Source organism: Kitasatospora sp. NPDC087271, from assembly GCF_044744605.1.
Lineage (GTDB): Bacteria > Actinomycetota > Actinomycetes > Streptomycetales > Streptomycetaceae > Kitasatospora.
Window position 1 is genome coordinate 113537 of record NZ_JBIUYQ010000001.1, and the last position, 16451, is coordinate 129987.

Genomic DNA, 16451 nt, shown 5'->3' on the forward strand with positions numbered 1-16451 from the left:
TCAGCCGTCAGCCGTCCACCCCCGCACCCGCCCCCGCACCCGCCCGCTGCGCCCGGACCGTCCACAGCACCCCGTACGCCGCGAGCGGGAGCGCGACCAGCAGCGCGGCCCAGAACGCGCCGTGCCCCCAGAACTCCGCGACGGCCGCGAACTGCCCCTTGAACACCGGGATCCGCAGCGCCTCGACCGGGCCGAGCGGTCCGGGCCAGGCGCCGAGCACCAGGGTGGCGGGGATCCAGCAGCCGAGGAGCGCCCGGGCGGTGCCCGGCGTCCCCAGGGTGCTCGCGAGGGAGACGACGGCCAGCAGGACGACGAACCCGGACTGGTAGGCCGCGCCGGTCCGGCCAGTCCCCCAGGAGGCCGGCGTCGGGTGGTGCCCGGTGGCCGCCAGCCGCACCTCGACCGCCGCCCACAGCAGCAGGGCCAGCACACAGGTGCTCCCAAGGGCGAAGAGCGCGCGGTCACGGGCGCCCACGGGGCCCGTCCGCCACTGCTTGCCGTCCCACCGTGCCGCCGCGCCCCGCCCGGCGAGCCGCCGCCAGGCCTCGCGCACCTGCCGCCGGGCCTCGTGCGCGGGCTTCAGCAGCCGGTCCGCCGCGCGCTCGATCAGCGCGAACGACGCCACGATCGCCGCCACCGCCGCGAGGCCGGCCCAACTGCCCATCCCGCCCTCGAACATCACCACCCGCTCGGCCACCGGTCTCGGCATCTCCAGGCCCGTCATCGGCGGTCCGAGCCGCAGGTAGCCGATGGCGAAGGCCCCGACGCCGGTCAGGGCCGCCGTGCCGAGGCCGACCCGGGCGGGGAAGAAGGCCAGGACGGCGGCGGCGACCAGTGCCGCCCCCAGTTGGCCGACCACCTGCTGGGCCGCGTGCTCGCCGGCCTTCCTCAACGGCCCGCCGAAGGCGCCGTCCGGCGAGATCCTGAGCTGGACCCCGGCCTCGACGGGGTAGCGGAACACCGCCCCCGCCCACAGCAGCAACCCGAGCGCGAAGAACAGCAGCAGCACGGCGCCCGCCCGGCGCGGCAGGCCGGTCCGGGCGTGCGGCCACCACGCCCGCAGCCGGGCCGCCCAGTCCACCGGCGTCCGTCCACGCCCGCCCTGCCACAGCCGCCCAAGCCACCGGTCCCGGCCGGCCCGGCTCTCCCGCCCTGCCCCGCCCTCCCGGCCCTCCGCGTCGTCGGGCCGCTCGCCCCGGCCCCGGCCGCGCGGGCGCAGCGTCTCGGCGGCGACCAGGGCCGCGCGCCCGGCGTCGTCCCCCGGGTCGGCGCCCACCGCCCGCCGCCGCAACGCCGACCAGCGGCGCCGGACCGCCTCCGGCGCGGCGGTCGGGTCCGGCGCGGGCCGGCGCACCGCGGCGCGTACGGCCGTGCGGATCCCGGAGCCGGCGGCCAGGGCCGCGTCCACCACCACCGCCGCGACGAGGGCGGCGAGCTCCGCCATCCGTTCGGGCAGCGGCAGCCGGTGCAGGGCGGTGGGCAGCGGCGAGAGCCGGCCGAGCAGCCGGTCGCGTTCCTCGGGGCGCACGCTCAGCCACACCACCAGCCGGTGTGCCTCCTCGCGCTCCTGCGGGCTGAGCCCGTCGCCGCCCCGCCGGCCGCCGCCGACGGCGCGGGCGGCACGGTCCACTTCGGCCAGGACGTCCGGGAGCCGGGCCAGGGCGAGCAGTCGGGAGCAGTGTTCGCCGGAGCACTCGGGGTGGAAGCAGTCGTAGCGGGCGGCGACGGCCGGGGCGCCGCCCCGGACCAGCGCGTCGATGAACACGGCGCCGTCCGCTTCGGTGGCGATGCGTTCCAGCCCGGGGGTGTCGATCGGGCGGTCGAGGTAGTAGGGGGTGGCGGAGGGAGCGAAGGCGGCGCCGAAGGCGAGCACCGCGAGGGCGGCCGCCGCGTCGCGGCGGGAGCCGGGCGCCCGGGCGACGTCGGTCAGGTGGTGCAGGTCGAAGACGTTGTCCTGGACGTCGTCGCGCAGCCAGTCGCGCAGCCGCTCCGCTCCCCCGGCGGAGAGCCAGCGGGCCGCGTCGCCGGAGCGCCGGAGCAGGACCTCGGCGAGCTTGGCCGGATCGGTGAAGGGGGAGCCGAGGAAGGTGATCGGCCGGTGGGTGCGGCCGGTGTCGGCCCGGGTCTGTCGCCGGACCACCGCGGGGCTGCCGCCGGCCAGCCAGCTGCGGACCTGCGGGGCGGTCCAGCGGTCCTCCGGGTTCTTGGTGAACAGCCCTTGGAGGAGCAGCAGTTGGCGGGGATCGGCGAGGGCGGAGAGGTCGACCTCGTCCCCCAGGACCAGTTCCAGCTGCAGCACCTCGTCGCTGATCAGCAGGCCGTCCGCGCCGAGAAAGCGGGGGCGGCCGGTGAACAGCTCGTACAGGACGTTGCCGAGCGCCCACCAGGGCCCGGCCTCGTGATTGCGGCCGGCCAGGAGCTCGGGGGCCATGTACGGGATGGTGACGATCGTCTCGGGCGTGAAGCGGCGGCTGGCGGTGAGCCGGGCGACGCCTCCGAAGTCGGCTATCACGAACTCCCCGGGCGCGCGGCCGGGGCGGACCAGCACGTTGGCCGGCTTGAAGTCCAGCGGGTTGCGCTCGATCCGCCGTTGCCAGAAGTCGAGCAGGGCGACGAGCTCGTAGACGATCCGCTCGGCCTCCCGCGGGTCGGTGTGCCGGCCGCGCTCGCGCAGTTCGGCGAAGTGGTCGGCGAGGGTGACCGGCAGGTACTCCATGGCCACCCAGTCGAGTTCGGCGCCGTGGTGGCCGACCCGCCCGAAGTCGACGATGTGCGGGACGTGGCGGCGGTAGTCGTCGTTGCGCAGGTAGCCGAGCAGGTCGGCGTCCATGGACTGGCCGGCGGCCGTCACCTTCACCGCGGCCTCGCCGCCGCCGTCGGTGCGCCGGACGTGCCAGACGGTGCCCTCGGTGCCGGAGCCGGCCACGCCGAGCGGGTCGAAGCGGCCGCGCAGGGCGTCCGGGAAAGCGCCCGCGAACCGTCCGCCGGTGGGCCCCGCACCCTCCGGCGCCCCGCCCGCCGATATCCCACCCCCTGACACCCCGCCCACGGGGCCCTCGCCCCTCCGGCTGGGCCCGGGGCCGACGTTGTCGGCCCAGCCGGGGGCGGCGGCGCGCCCGGTGCCCGCGCGCCGCTGGACCCTGGTCGGCGCCTCCGGGTCGAAGCGGGCCCCGCCGTCCGGCTCCCGCCCGGTCGCGGCGTCGGGGTCCGTCCGGGTGCGCGGGACGGCGCCGAGCCGGGACGGCCGGTCCGGCACGACACCGAGGCGCCGCCCCCACGGCCGCCGGTCCGCCCTGGTCGGGGGCTCGGGCCGGGCCCCGGGGCCGCTCTCCGGCCAGGGGCCTCGTCGGTCGTCGTCGGCCGGGCCGGCGTCCTCCGGTGTGGCCATGGCGGCGCTCTCCTCCCCGCTTCCCGGGGCCGGCGCGGGGCCGTAGCCGCGCGCCGCACGGCCCCGGGTGGTGATTTTGACGCGCCATCATCCCGCATGGTGGGCCGTGGTGTTGGCCGATTTTCCGGAACGCGATCGAGCGGTTGCACGAACGCCGCCGAACGCCGCCGCGGGCCTCCCCCACCTGCCCGGCCCTGTCCCCTCCGGCCGCGGAGCCGACACCCCCGACGCGTCAGCCCCCGACCGGGCGTCCCCGGGGCTCCTCGGCGATCCGGCGGGCGATCTCGTCCGGCCGCACCGGGCGGCCGAAGTGCCAGCCCTGGGCCCAGTCGCAGCCGATGGTCCGCAGCCGTTCGGCGTCCTTGCGGGTCTCCACGCCCTCGGCGGTGACGGTCAGCCCGAGTGCGTGCGCCATCGACACCAGGCCGCTGACGATCCGCCACCCGGTGGACTCGTCCTTCTCCGGATCGTGCAGGTCTCCGACGAAGGAACCGGCGATCTTCAGCCCGGAGACCGGCAGGTCGCGCAGGTACGCGAGGTTGGACCAGCCGGTGCCGAAGTCGTCCACGGCCAGCGACACGCCGAGGTCCACCAGCCCGTGCAGGGTGCGCAGCGCCTCGTCCTCGGGCCCGACCACGGTCGACTCGGTGATCTCCAGTTGCAGCCTGGCCGGTTCGAGGCCGGTCGTGTCGAGGATCCGGCCGAGGTCGGTGACGAGCGCCGCGCTGCGCGCCTGGCGGACCGCCAGGTTGACGTTCAGCTGCGGCGCGGCGTCGCCGAACCGCTTGACCCAGTCCGCGGCCTGGCCACAGGCCTGCTCCAGCACCCAGCGACCGAGCGGCATGATCAGCCCGGTCTCCTCGGCGGTGGTCACGAACTCGTCCGGGCCGAGGACGCCGAGCTGCGGGTGGCGCCAGCGCACCAGCGCCTCCACCGCGGCCAGCCGGCCGTCCGCCAGCGCGTACAGCGGCTGGTAGTCGATGAAGAACTCGCCCCGGTCGAGGGCGGCCGGCATCCGCACCGACACCGCGTAGCGGCTGACCGCGCGGGCGTTCTCCTTGGGGTCGAACAGCGTCCAGCGGCCGCGGCCGGCCTCCTTGGCCCGGTACAGCGTCAGGTCGGCGGCCCGGACGGCCGCGCCCGGGGTGGTGGTGGACACCCGCCGCTCCAGCACGCCGACGCTCGCGCCCACGGCCAGCTTGTGGTCGCCGATCAGCACCGGCCCGGCCAGCGCCTTGAGCACCGTCTTCGCCGCCGCGACGGCCTCCTGCTCGCCCCGGCAGTTCTCCAGCAGCACCACGAACTCGTCGCCGCCGAGCCGGGCCACCAGGTGGCCGAGCGGGTTGAGCGCGGCCTTCAGCCGGGCCGCCACGGCGGACAGCAGCTGGTCCCCGGTGTCGTGGCCGAGGCTGTCGTTGACCACCTTGAAGCCGTCGAGGTCGACGTAGCAGAGGCCGAACCTGGCGCCCGGATCCGGATCCTCGAACAGCTTCTCCAGCCGCTCGAAGAAGGCCGCCCGGTTCGGCAGGCCGGTCAGCGGGTCGTGGGTGGCCTGGTGGCGCAGCCGCTCCTGGAGCCGGTAGCGGTCGGTGACGTCCTCCAGCATCGCGACCTGGTACTGCGGGACGCCGTCGTCGTCGCGGATCAGCGAGACGGTCAGATGGGTCCAGACCACCTCGCCGTCCTGGCGGTAGTACGGCTTGTCGAACTGGAAGTAGTCCCGCTTGCCGCTGATCAGCTCCTCGTACGCCTCCCACACGCCCGGGGTGTCCTCGGGGTGGACGAGATCGCCGACCCGGCGGCCGGTCATGTCCTCCGGGCTCGCGCCGAACAGCTCCTGGAGCGCCTTGTTGACCGCCAGGATGTTGCCGTCGGTGTCGCCGATGCCGATCCCGATGGCGGCGCTCTCGAACAGCGCCCGGAACCGGGCCTCGGAGGCGCGCAGCGCCCGCTCGGCCTCCTTGCGGGCGGTGTCGGCGGCGGTGCGGATCGCCTCCTGCTCCCGCAGCGTGCGCTCGCGCAGGGCGGCGGCCCAGCCGGCCGCGAAGGCGCCGGTCAGGGCCGGGCCGCGGTCGTCGCCGAGCGGCTGCGCCTGGAGCAGCTCCACCGCCCGGGCCAGCACCACCGGGTCGGTGAAGTGCGCGTCGACCAGTTCCGCGCCGGCCTGCTCGGCCAGCCGGGGCTCGAACGGCTCGCCCAGCTGCGCGCGGTGGAGCAGGGCGGCGGTCCGGGCGGTGAGGCGGCCGAGCAGCCCGGGGTGGACGGCCGTGCCGTGGTCGGCGGAGAGCAGTCGCGTCCAGGCCTCGTGGAACCGTTCGGCGCTGCCGGACACCGGGGCGGCGCTCATGCGTCCACCCGGGTGCGCGCGGTCACCGCTGCGGGGTGGTCGGCGCGGGCAGCGGTCCGGGCGGGGGGAGCAGTGGTCCGCGCGGCGGGCACGGTGGGGTGAGCAGTGGTCCGCGCGGCGGGCACGGCGGGGTGACCGGCGGCCGCTTCGCGGAGCCCGCGGCCGTCGGTCACTCGCCCGATCCGTCCGCTCAAGGGCGGAACCCCACGCCCGCCACCCCGGTCATCCGCTCGGGGTGCTCGCCGACCGTCTCCGGCTGGTCCGGACGCCACTGCGGCAGGTAGACCACGCCCGGTTCGACCAGCTCGAAGCCGGCGAACATCCCGCTGATCTGCTCGTGGGTGCGCATGGTCAGCGGGGTCGGCGTCTTGCGGTAGAGCTCCTGGTGGTCCTCCGCCTGGTCCGGGCGGCCCTCCAGGGAGGCGTGCGAGAGGACCAGCGCGCTGCCGGGCGGGAGCGCGTCACGGAGCGTGCCGATCAGCTTCCACGGGTCCTCGTCGTCGGTGACGAAGTGCGCGACGGCGACCAGCAGGACGGCCACCGGCTCGCCCTGCGCCAGCAGCGCGGCCACCTCGGGGCGGGCCAGCAGGTCGTGGACGTCGCGCAGGTCGGCCTGGACGACCTCGCTGCCGGGGTCGTCCTCCAGCAGCAGGCGGCTGTGCGCGACGGCGACCGGGTCCCGGTCCACGTAGAGGACCGTCGCCTCGGGGCGGATCGCGCGGGCGATCTCGTGCACCGCGCCGAAGGTCGGGATGCCGGAGCCGATGTCCAGGAAGCGGGTGACGCCGCGCTCGGACAGGTAGGACACGGCCCGCCGCAGGAAGGCCCGGTTGGAGCGCATGATCTGCGGCAGCTCCGGCCACAGGGCCATCGCCTTGCGCGCCATCTCCCGGTCGACCTCGAAGTTGTGCGAGCCCCCCAGGTAGTAGTCGTAGACCCGCGCGGCGTTCGGTTTGTCCAGGTCCGTGCCCTCCGGTACCCAGCTCGGTCGCCGCATGCCTGTGACTCCTTCACTCCGTTTTCCGGGGATGCAGTGCCTCGCGACAACTGCTGTGACAGACGAGACTACAAGCACACAAGATCCTCCCCTGCACCCCGAACGGCTGCAAGCGGAACACCTCCCTCCTGGCATGCGACGTTTACGGAGCGTTCCCCTCCCGTCTCACCGGAACCGGTCCCGCCGACGGCCGGGCCACCGTAGGGCCCGGCCGTCGACGAGGGAACCCGACCGAAACGGGCCGGCCCCGGACCGGGGCGCTCTAGGGTGGGGCGCGTGGACCCCAACCACTACCGCTTCCGGGGCATGTGGCGACTCGCGGCGCCGGCCCCCGACGTGTACGCGGCGCTGGAGGACGTACGGAGTTACCCGCTGTGGTGGCCCGAGGTCCTCGAAGTCCGGCAGACCGGCGAGGAGTCCGGGGACCTCGTGGTGCGCGCGCTGCTGCCGTACCGGCTGGTGATCCGCCTGGAGGCGCGACGGCGCGACCCGGCCGCCGGAGTGCTGGAGGCGGCCATGCGGGGCGATCTCACCGGGTGGTCGCGATTCACCGTCACCTCGGACGGGCCGGGCAGCCGCGTGCTCTTCGAGGAGGACACCCGCCCCGGCAAACCCCTGCTGCGCCGCCTCGCCCTGCCCCTGCACCCGCTGTTCCGGGCCAACCACGCGGTGATGATGCGCCGGGGGCGGCGGGGGCTGGCGGCACACCTGGGCAGCGGGGGCGGGCCGGCGAACGGGTGACCACGCGGCCGGTGGCGGCCGGCACCCGTCCGGCTCTAGCGTGGCGGCGCACCCCCGACCACCGGAGGCCGTCATGCCCACCACCGCACCGGACGCGTTCGGCTTCGCGGCCCCCTTCGACCGGACCGGGACGGGCAGCAGCAAGTGGGCCCGCGCGGGGGCGCCCGGGGTGATCGCGATGGGCCTGGCGGACATGGACCTGCCCGGACCGCCGGCTGTGGCCGCCGCGCTGGAGCGCCGGGCCCGCCACCGCGCGTACGGGTACACGGTGTGCGACCCGGCCGGGCGGGCGCTGGTGGCCCGCTGGTACCGCTCGCGGCACGGCGTCGAGGTGGATCCGGACTGGGTGCTGCTGCTGTCCTGCGGCCCGCGCACCGCCCTGCGCCTGCTGCTGGAGACCGTGCGCCCGCAGGCGCCGGTGCTGTTCCCGACGCCGGAGTGGGGCGGCTTCGCCCAGCTGTGCCGGGCGGCCGGCCTCCCGTACCGGGAACTGCCCCTGACCTCCGGCCCGGACGGCTACCGGCTCCCGGGCGGTCCGCTCCCCCACCCGGCCGGAGCCGTCCTGCTGAGCAGCCCGCACAACCCCTCCGCCCGGGTCTGGCCGGCCGCCGACCTGCGGGCCCTCGCCGAGCGGGCGGCGGAGGCCGGAGCGCTGCTGGTCTCGGACGAGGTGCACGGCGATCTCACCCACCCCGGGTACGTCCACCCGGTGGCGGTGGCCACCGTCGACGCGGCGCTCCGGCCCCGGGTGGTCACGCTGAACTCGGTCGGCAAGACCTTCAACTGCTCCGGCCTGCCGAGCAGTTTCGCGCTCGTCCCCGATCCGGGCCTGCGCGCCCGGTTCACCGAGGTGCTGGCCGGCTTCGGCCTCTGGGAGGGCGGCCTGCTGGAGCAGACCGTCCAGCGGGCGGCGCTGGCCGAGGGCGGGCCGTGGCTGGACGCGCTGCTCGCCCACCTCGTCGCCGCCCGCGCCCGGCTCACCGGCCGGCTGGGGCCCGCCGTCCGCTCCGCGCCGCAGTCCTCCTACCTGCTCTGGCTGGACGCCGCCGCCCTGGGGCTGCCGCCGGACGGGGCCCGCCGGGCGCTGCTGGAGCGCTACGGCCTGGAGGCCTCGGACGGCGCCGAGTTCGGCCCCGGCGGCCGGGGCGCGCTGCGGCTGAACTACGCCCTGCCGGGCCCGGTGCTGGACGCCGTCCTGGAGCGCCTCGACCGGCGGTGACCGAACCACCGGGCCACCCCGCCCGGCAACCCCGCACCCCTGCCCGCTGCTCCCCGACACACCCTCCCGTCACCCGCGCCCGAGGCCCCGCCCGGCAACCCCGCGCACGCCCCACCCGGCGCCCCCGCGCACGCCCGGAAAACCGCCCCGGATCCCCGGATTCACCCGATCGCGCCACCCCTGACCTGCAGAAACGAACGTTCACACGATATTTGCGAAGCGCCCCCGCATGCTCCGTAGCAGACTGGGCAGGGTAGTTCGGGCCGCAATCCTGACCCCGAGGATGGTAAGTCCGGTGATACCGACATCCCGCACCACTCCGCCCGACCGGCAGAGCCCCCCAGCGCCCCCGCCGGGGGTGACCCCGCTGACCGAATCGGGGGCGCTCAGCCACGTGTCGGGCGTCTGCTTCAAGATCGGACCGCCCCGGCTGGTGGGCGTCGAGGTCGAGTGGTTCGTCCACGACGACCGATGTCCCGGCAAGCCCGTCCGACCGGAACTGGTCCACGCCGCACTGGAGTCGCTGCCACTCGGCGGCCCGGACGGAGCCTCGCTCCCCTCCGGCTCGCGGCTCACGCTCGAACCCGGCGGGCAGGTCGAGCTCAGCTCCCCGCCCGCCACCGGCCTCCTGGCCTGCGTCGAGGACACCCGACGCGATCTGACCGCCCTGCGGGCCGCCTTCGCGGCACAGGGCCTGCGCCTCACCGGCACCGGGACGGACCCGCTGGCCCGCCCCCGCCTGATGGTCCTGGACCACCCCCGCTACCTCGCGATGGAGCGGTTCTTCGACTCCGCCGGCCCCTGGGGCCGGATCATGATGACCGGCACGGCCTCGGTGCAGGTGTGCCTGGACGCCGGCGACGCGGACGGCCCGCAAGCGGTGGAGCGCCGCTGGCGACTGACCCACCTGCTCGGCCCGGTCCTGGTCGCCGCCTTCGCCAACTCCCCACTGCTGGACGGCAGGCCGACCGGTCACCGCTCCACCCGGCAGACCGTCTGGTCCCGGATGGACCCGACCCGCACGCTCGCCCCGGAGCCGGACCACGGCGACCCCCGCGAGGCCTGGGCGCAGTACGTGCTGGACGCCGAGGTGCTGTGCGTGCGCCGCCCCGAGGGGCTGCCGTGGACGGCCCCGCCCGGCCTGACCTTCCGCGACTGGGTCCGCGGCGGCGGCGAACGCCCGCCCACGCTGGTCGACTTGGACTACCACCGGACCACCCTGTTCCCGCCGGTGCGCCCGCGCGGCCACCTGGAGCTGCGCATGATCGACGCCCAGCCCGGGGACGGCTGGGTGGTGCCCACCGCCCTGGTGACCGCGCTGCTGGACGACGTGCCGGCCGCCGAGGCCGCGCTCGCCGCGCTGGAGCCGCTGGGCCGCCCGGACGGTCCGCGCCCGCCGCGCAGCGACGTCTGGCGCCGGGCCGCGACGCTGGCCGTCGCCGATCCCGAGCTGCGCCGCGCCACCCTGACCTGCTTCGCCGCCGCCGACGCCGCGCTGGGCCGCCTGCCCGGCGCCGGTCGGCTGCGCGCCGCCGTCGCCGAGTTCGCCGAGCGCTACCCCGCGCGCGGCCGCTGCCCGGCCGACGACCAGCTGGACGCCCTGCGCTCCGGCACCCGACGCACTCCTCCGGAGGAGGCCGCACCATGACCGACGTCCGCCCCCCTGCCGCCCCGGCGGCGGGCACCGAGGAGTTGCGCGAGACCATCGCGGCCGAGCTGCTGGCCGCCCGTGCCCGCACCGCCGCGCTCACCGACTGCGTCGAGGACGGCGACCTCACCGCCCAGCACTCGCCGTTGATGTCCCCGCTGGTCTGGGACCTGGCGCACATCGGCAACCAGGAGGAACTCTGGCTGCTGCGCAACGTCGGCGGCCTCGACCCGATGCACCCGGAGATCGACCCGCTGTACGACGCCTTCCAGCACCCCCGGGCCGAGCGGCCGAGCCTGCCGCTGCTGGCGCCCGCCGAGGCCCGGGCGTACGCGCACGAGGTGCGCGGCCGGGTGCTGGACCTGCTGGCGGCCAGTCCGCTGGAGGGGGCGCCGCTGCTGGACGCCGGGTTCGCGTTCGGGATGATCGCCCAGCACGAGCAGCAGCACGACGAGACGATGCTGATCACCCACCAGCTCCGCCCGGGGGAGCCTGCGCTGGCCGCTCCCCCGCCGCCGCCCGCCCCGGCGGACGCGGCCGCGCTGCCCGCCGAAGTGCTCGTCCCCGCAGGACCGTTCACGATGGGCACCGACACCGAACCCTGGGCGCTGGACAACGAGCGCCCCGCGCACGTGGTCGAGCTGCCCGCCTTCCTGCTGGACACCACGCCGGTCACCAACGCCGCGTACCAGCGGTTCATCGCGGACGGCGGCTACGACGAGCCGCGCTGGTGGACGCCCGAGGGCTGGGAGCACCGGCGGCGGGCCGACCTGACCGCCCCGCTGTTCTGGCGCCTGGACGGCGGCCAGTGGCTGCGGCGCCGGTTCGGCACGGTGGAGCCCGTCCCGGCGGACGAACCCGTCCTGCACGTCAGCTGGTACGAGGCGGACGCCTACGCCCGGTGGGCCGGACGGCGGCTGCCGACCGAGGCGGAGTGGGAGAAGGCGGCCCGGCACGACCCGGCGAGCGGCCGCTCCCGCCGCTACCCGTGGGGCGACCAGGCCCCCGGAGCCGAGCACGCCAACCTCGGGCAGCGGCACCTGCGCCCGGCCCCGGCCGGCGGCTACCCGGCGGGCGAGTCCCCGTACGGCGTACGGCAGTTGATCGGCGACGTGTGGGAGTGGACGGCCAGCGACCTCCGCCCCTACCCCGGGTTCCGGGCCTGGCCCTACCAGGAGTACTCGGAGGTCTTCTTCGGGCCGGAGTACAAGGTGCTGCGCGGCGGCTGCTTCGCGGTGGCGCCGGTCGCCTGCCGGGGCACCTTCCGCAACTGGGACTACCCCGTCCGGCGGCAGATCTTCGCCGGGTTCCGCACCGCCCGCGACCTGGAGGTGGCCTGATGTGCCGCCACCTCGCGTACCTGGGTGAGCCGGTGGCGCCACGGGAGCTGCTGGTGCACCCGCCGCACGGCCTGTACCGGCAGTCCTGGGCACCCCGGGCGCAGCAGTACGGCACGGTCAACGCGGACGGCTTCGGCCTCGGCTGGTACGCGGACGGCGACGAGGTGCCGGCCCGCTACCGCCGGGACGGGCCGATCTGGGCGGACGCCGCGTTCGCCGACCTCGCCCGGGTGATCCGCACCCGGGTGCTGCTGGCGGCGGTCCGCTCCGCCACCGAGGGCTGCGCGGCGGGCGAGAGCGCGGCGGCGCCGTTCGCGGCCGGGCGCTGGCTGTTCAGCCACAACGGCGCGGTGGCGGGCTGGCCGGGCAAGCTGGACGCGCTGGCCGCCCTGCTCCCGCCGGCCGAGCTGCTGGAGCTGGAGGCGCGCTCCGACTCGGCGCTGCTGTGGGCCCTGGTCCTGCACCGGCTGCGGGCGGGGGCCGGGCTCGGCGAGGCGCTGGCGGGCACCGTCGCGGACGTCACCGCGCACACCACCGGCCGGCTCAACCTGTTGCTCACCGACGGCCGCACGCTCGCCGCGACCGCCTGGGGCGACACCCTGCACCACCGCGACCTGCCCGGGCTCGGCACGGTGGTGGCCTCCGAGCCGTACGACGACGCTCCCGGCTGGACGGCCGTCCCGGACGGCTCGCTGGTGGTGGTCGACGAGCGCGGCGTCACCGTCCGTCAGCTCCTCGGCCGCTACTGATCCTCCACCACCCCTTCATCTTCTGAACAGAGGACCCACCCTGTCATGGACACATTTGATCTCACCCGGCTGCTGCCCGCCGACCACTTCAGCAGCGCGCTGCGCCACGACGTGCAGCACGGCCTGACCTCCGAACCCAAGTGGCTGCCGCCGAAGTGGTTCTACGACGCGCGGGGCAGCGAGCTGTTCGAGGAGATCACCCGGCTGCCGGAGTACTACCCGACCCGCGCCGAGCGGGCCATCCTGACCGCCCGGGCCGGCGAGATCGCCGCCGCCACCGGAGCCCGCACGCTGGTCGAGCTGGGCTCCGGCTCCTCCGAGAAGACCCGGCTGCTGCTGGACGCGCTGCGCGCGCTCGGCACCCTGGAGACGTACGTCCCGGTGGACGTCAGCGAGAGCGCGCTGACCGCCGCCGGCGTCGCGCTCGCCGCCGAGTACCCCGGGCTCGCCGTGCACGGCGTGCTGGCCGACTTCACCGCCCGGCTCGGCCTGCCCCCGGAGGGCGGCCCCCGGCTGGTCGCCTTCCTCGGCGGCACCCTGGGCAACCTGCTGCCCGAGGAGCGGGCGGCCTTCCTGCGCGGGCTGCGCGCCGCCCTCGACCCGGGCGACTTCCTGCTGCTCGGCACCGACCTGGTCAAGGACCCGTCGGTGCTGGTCGCCGCCTACGACGACGCGGCCGGGGTGACCGCCGAGTTCAACCTCAACGTGCTCAACGTGCTCAACCGCGAGCTGGGCGCCGACTTCGACCCGACCGCGTTCGCGCACGTCGCGCGGTGGGACCCGGAGCGGGAGTGGATCGAGATGCGGCTGCGCTCGCTGCGCGCGCAGACCGTGAAGATCCCGGCGCTGAACCTGCCGGTGCACTTCGACCGGGGCGAGGAACTGCGCACCGAGGTGTCCGCCAAGTTCCGCCGGGAGCGGGTGTCCGCCGAGCTGGCGGCGGCCGGGCTGCGGCTGAGCCACTGGTGGACGGACGAGGAGGGCCGGTTCGGGCTGTCACTGTCCGCCCCGGCGTAGGGACGGTCGGCGACGCAGGGACGACCGCGGCATAGGGACGGTCGGCGCAGCTGAATTTGCTTGTTCACCTTACGAATCCTCAGAGCAAAAATTGAGGTTTCCGGTGTACAAGACTTAAACGAATAAGGGTTACGATCTCGGCTACCGAGCTCAGCGTTGAGTACCAGGAGTCAAGATCGTGAGCGTCACCAAGCAGCCCTCCGGGGCGGTCGAGGCCTCCGCGCCCGGCCGCCTCGGCTTCGTCGTCTTCATCACCGCCGCCGCAGCCCTCGGCGGGTTCCTGTTCGGCTACGACAGTTCCGTGATCAACGGCGCCGTCTCCGGGATCCAGGAGAAGTTCGGCGTCGGCGACGGCGTGACCGGTCTGATCGTCTCCTCCGCCCTGCTGGGCTCGGCGATCGGCGCCGCACTGGCCGGCCGGTTCGCCGACCGCTACGGCCGCATCAAGGTCATGAAGGCGGGCGCGCTGCTGTTCGCGGTCAGCGCGATCGGCTCGATGCTCCCCTTCGCCGCCTGGGACCTCGCCTTCTGGCGCGTGCTCGGCGGCGCGGCCATCGGCATCGCCTCGGTGATCGCCCCGACCTACATCGCCGAGGTCGCGCCCACCAAGTACCGGGGCCGGCTGGCCTCCTTCCAGCAGGCCGCGATCGTGCTCGGCATCGCGATCTCCCAGCTGGTCAACTGGCTGCTGGCGAACGCGGCCGGCGGCGACACCCGCGGCCAGCTGCTCGGCCTGGAGGCCTGGCAGTGGATGCTCGGCATCTGCGTCGTCCCGGCCGCGGTCTACTTCACCCTCGCCTCGGTGATCCCCGAGTCCCCGCGCTACCTGATCCAGGCCGGCCGGCTGGACGACGCCCGCGCCGTGCTCGCCCAGGTCGAGGGCCAGGACGTCGACACCGACGCCCGGATCGCCGAGGTCCAGGGGCTGATCGCCTCCGACCACCGCCCGCGCTTCGGCGACCTGCTCGGCGGGCGCTTCGGCCTGCTGCCGATCGTCTGGGTCGGCATCGGCCTGTCGGTCTTCCAGCAGCTGGTCGGCATCAACGTGATCTTCTACTACTCGTCGATCCTGTGGCAGTCGGTCGGCATCGACCAGAGCAACTCGCTGCTGATCAGCTTCGTCGGCTCGGTCATCAACATCCTCGGCACCGTGGTCGCGATCCTGCTGGTGGACCGGATCGGCCGCAAGCCGCTCGCCCTGATCGGCTCGGCCGGCATGGCCGTCGCGCTCGGCGCGGCCGGCTGGGCGTTCTCCTCCGCCACCGGCAGCGGCGACAACGTCACGCTGCCCGACCTCCAGGGCACCGTCGCGCTGGTCGCCGCCAACGCCTTCGTGCTGTTCTTCGCGATGTCCTGGGGCGTGGTCGTCTGGGTGATGCTCGGCGAGATGTTCCCGAACCGCATCCGGGCCGCCGCGCTGTCCGTCGCCGCCTCCGCGCAGTGGATCGCCAACTGGGCGATCACCGTGTCGTTCCCGTCGATGTCGCGCTGGAACCTGTCGGCGACCTACCTGGTGTACGCGGCGTTCGCGGCGCTGTCGATCGTCTTCGTGGCGAAGTTCATGAAGGAGACCAAGGGCGTCCGGCTGGAGGACATGGGCTGATCCGACAGTCCGACCATCGGCCCCCGCACCCTAGCGCGATCAGCGCGGGTGCGGGGGCCGAATCGTTCACTCCCTGCGGCGGCCCGGACACCTCCGGTACTCCTGTTCGCCAGGAGGGATGTGTCCTTGATCTTCAACCGGCTCCGCGCCCGCAGACCAGCCGCCGCCACCGCCGGCGTCACCGCCGGCGGCTGCCCGTACGCCCACACCCACGCCCACACCCACGCCCACACCCACCCCCCGGCCGCGGCCCGGCCGTCGCCCACGCCGTCGTCCCCGCCGCTGTTCACCGACCCGGAGCAGGCCACCGAGTTCATCCGCCGCTTCCATCACGAGCAGCCCGCCACCGGGGCCCCGGACGCCCGGATACGGGCCGTCCTCGACGAGATCGAGCGCACCGGCAGCTACGAGCACACCCCCGCCGAACTCGCCTACGGCGCCAAGCTCGCCTGGCGCAACGCCGCCCGCTGCATCGGCCGGCTGTACTGGCGCAGTCTGGTGGTGCGCGACCTGCGCCACCTCGGCTCGGCCGACGACATCGCCGCCGAGTGCTTCGAGCACCTGCGGCTGGCCGGCAACGGCGGACGGATCCGCCCGGTGGTCTCGGTGTTCGCCCCCGACCGCCCGGGCCGCCCGGCCGCCCGCATCGTCAACCAGCAGCTGGTCCGCTACGCCGGCCACCGGGTCGGCGACGCCGTCGTCGGCGACCCGGCCGGCACCGCACTCGCCGCCCGCGCCCGCGACCTCGGCTGGAAGTGCGCCGAGGACCGCTTCGAGGTGCTGCCGCTGCTCGTCCAGGAACACCCCGGCGAGCGCCCGCACTGGTACGAGCTGCCGGACGACACCACCCTGGAGGTACCGCTCACCCACCCCGCGTACGAGTGGTTCGCCGGCCTGGGCCTGCGCTGGTACGCGGTGCCCGCGATCAGCGACATGACGCTGGAGATCGGTGGCGTCCGCTACCCGGCCGCGCCCTTCAACGGCTGGTACATGGGCACCGAGATCGGCGCCCGCAACCTCGCCGACGCCGACCGCTACGACCTGCTCGGCACCGTCGCCGAGCGCCTGGGCCTGGACACCTCCAGCGCGCGCACGCTCTGGCGCGACCGCGCGCTGATCGAACTCAACGTCGCGGTGCTGCACTCCTTCCAGGAGGCCGGAGTGACGATCGCCGACCACCACACCGAGTCCGAGCGCTTCCTCCGGCACGTCGCCCAGGAGAAGCGGCTCGGCCGGCCGACCCCGGCGGACTGGAGCTGGATCGTGCCCCCGGTCTCCGGCGGGCTCACGCCCGTCTACCACCGGTACTACGACCCGGTGGACCCGTCGCTGCGGCCGGCCTTCCTGCCGCGCGAGCCCTGGTGAGGCGGCGGGGGAGGAAACGGCGGAAACAGCGGAAACA

At 75.2% G+C, this 16451-nt stretch carries 11 protein-coding genes; 8 read left to right on the forward strand and 3 right to left on the reverse strand.

Features of this window, described 5'->3' with window-relative positions; genetic code table 11:
- Nucleotides 1–7 precede the first annotated feature (7 nt).
- The 3 genes from ACIO9K_RS00495 to ACIO9K_RS00505 form a co-directional block, all read right to left on the reverse strand.
- The gene (locus tag ACIO9K_RS00495; RefSeq protein WP_400325584.1) at nucleotides 8–3388 is read right to left on the reverse strand and encodes a hypothetical protein; all 3381 of its coding nucleotides are present in this window, start codon (nucleotides 3386–3388) and stop codon (nucleotides 8–10) included.
- A gap of 232 nt (nucleotides 3389–3620) precedes the next feature.
- A complete protein-coding gene (locus ACIO9K_RS00500) occupies nucleotides 3621–5735 on the reverse strand; it encodes an EAL domain-containing protein (protein ID WP_363630628.1) in 2115 nt (704 codons plus the stop codon).
- Between the two features lie 190 nt (nucleotides 5736–5925).
- Nucleotides 5926–6732: an SAM-dependent methyltransferase gene (locus ACIO9K_RS00505; RefSeq protein WP_363616858.1), complete on the reverse strand. Its 807-nt coding sequence runs from the start codon at nucleotides 6730–6732 to the stop codon at nucleotides 5926–5928.
- Between the two features lie 276 nt (nucleotides 6733–7008).
- On the opposite strand from ACIO9K_RS00505, the gene ACIO9K_RS00510 reads away from it, so the two are divergent.
- From ACIO9K_RS00510 to ACIO9K_RS00545, 8 genes are all read left to right on the forward strand, one after another.
- Nucleotides 7009–7473 (forward strand): SRPBCC family protein, encoded by a 465-nt coding sequence (locus ACIO9K_RS00510; protein WP_400325588.1) that lies wholly within the window; start codon nucleotides 7009–7011, stop codon nucleotides 7471–7473.
- A gap of 73 nt (nucleotides 7474–7546) precedes the next feature.
- On the forward strand, nucleotides 7547–8692 hold the full coding sequence (locus tag ACIO9K_RS00515) for an aminotransferase class I/II-fold pyridoxal phosphate-dependent enzyme (RefSeq protein ID WP_400325591.1): 1146 nt from the start codon (nucleotides 7547–7549) through the stop codon (nucleotides 8690–8692).
- 358 nt (nucleotides 8693–9050) lie between these two features.
- The gene (egtA, locus tag ACIO9K_RS00520) at nucleotides 9051–10340 is read left to right on the forward strand and encodes an ergothioneine biosynthesis glutamate--cysteine ligase EgtA (protein ID WP_400325594.1); all 1290 of its coding nucleotides are present in this window, start codon (nucleotides 9051–9053) and stop codon (nucleotides 10338–10340) included.
- Nucleotides 10337–11680 carry an ergothioneine biosynthesis protein EgtB gene (gene egtB, locus ACIO9K_RS00525; RefSeq protein WP_400325597.1) on the forward strand — a complete coding sequence of 448 codons (1344 nt, stop codon included), beginning with the start codon at nucleotides 10337–10339 and terminating at the stop codon, nucleotides 11678–11680. Before egtA ends, egtB begins: the two co-directional genes overlap by 4 nt.
- Nucleotides 11680–12429, forward strand: coding sequence for an ergothioneine biosynthesis protein EgtC (egtC, locus tag ACIO9K_RS00530; RefSeq protein WP_363616850.1), 750 nt, complete (start codon nucleotides 11680–11682; stop codon nucleotides 12427–12429). The genes egtB and egtC overlap by 1 nt, the downstream gene beginning before the upstream one ends.
- A gap of 45 nt (nucleotides 12430–12474) precedes the next feature.
- Complete coding sequence (gene egtD, locus ACIO9K_RS00535) at nucleotides 12475–13446, forward strand: L-histidine N(alpha)-methyltransferase (protein ID WP_400325601.1); 972 nt, start codon at nucleotides 12475–12477, stop codon at nucleotides 13444–13446.
- Between the two features lie 178 nt (nucleotides 13447–13624).
- Nucleotides 13625–15049 carry a sugar porter family MFS transporter gene (locus ACIO9K_RS00540; protein ID WP_363579150.1) on the forward strand — a complete coding sequence of 475 codons (1425 nt, stop codon included), beginning with the start codon at nucleotides 13625–13627 and terminating at the stop codon, nucleotides 15047–15049.
- 282 nt (nucleotides 15050–15331) lie between these two features.
- On the forward strand, nucleotides 15332–16414 hold the full coding sequence (locus ACIO9K_RS00545) for a nitric oxide synthase oxygenase (protein ID WP_400326606.1): 1083 nt from the start codon (nucleotides 15332–15334) through the stop codon (nucleotides 16412–16414).
- The last annotated feature ends 37 nt before the right edge of the window (nucleotides 16415–16451 follow it).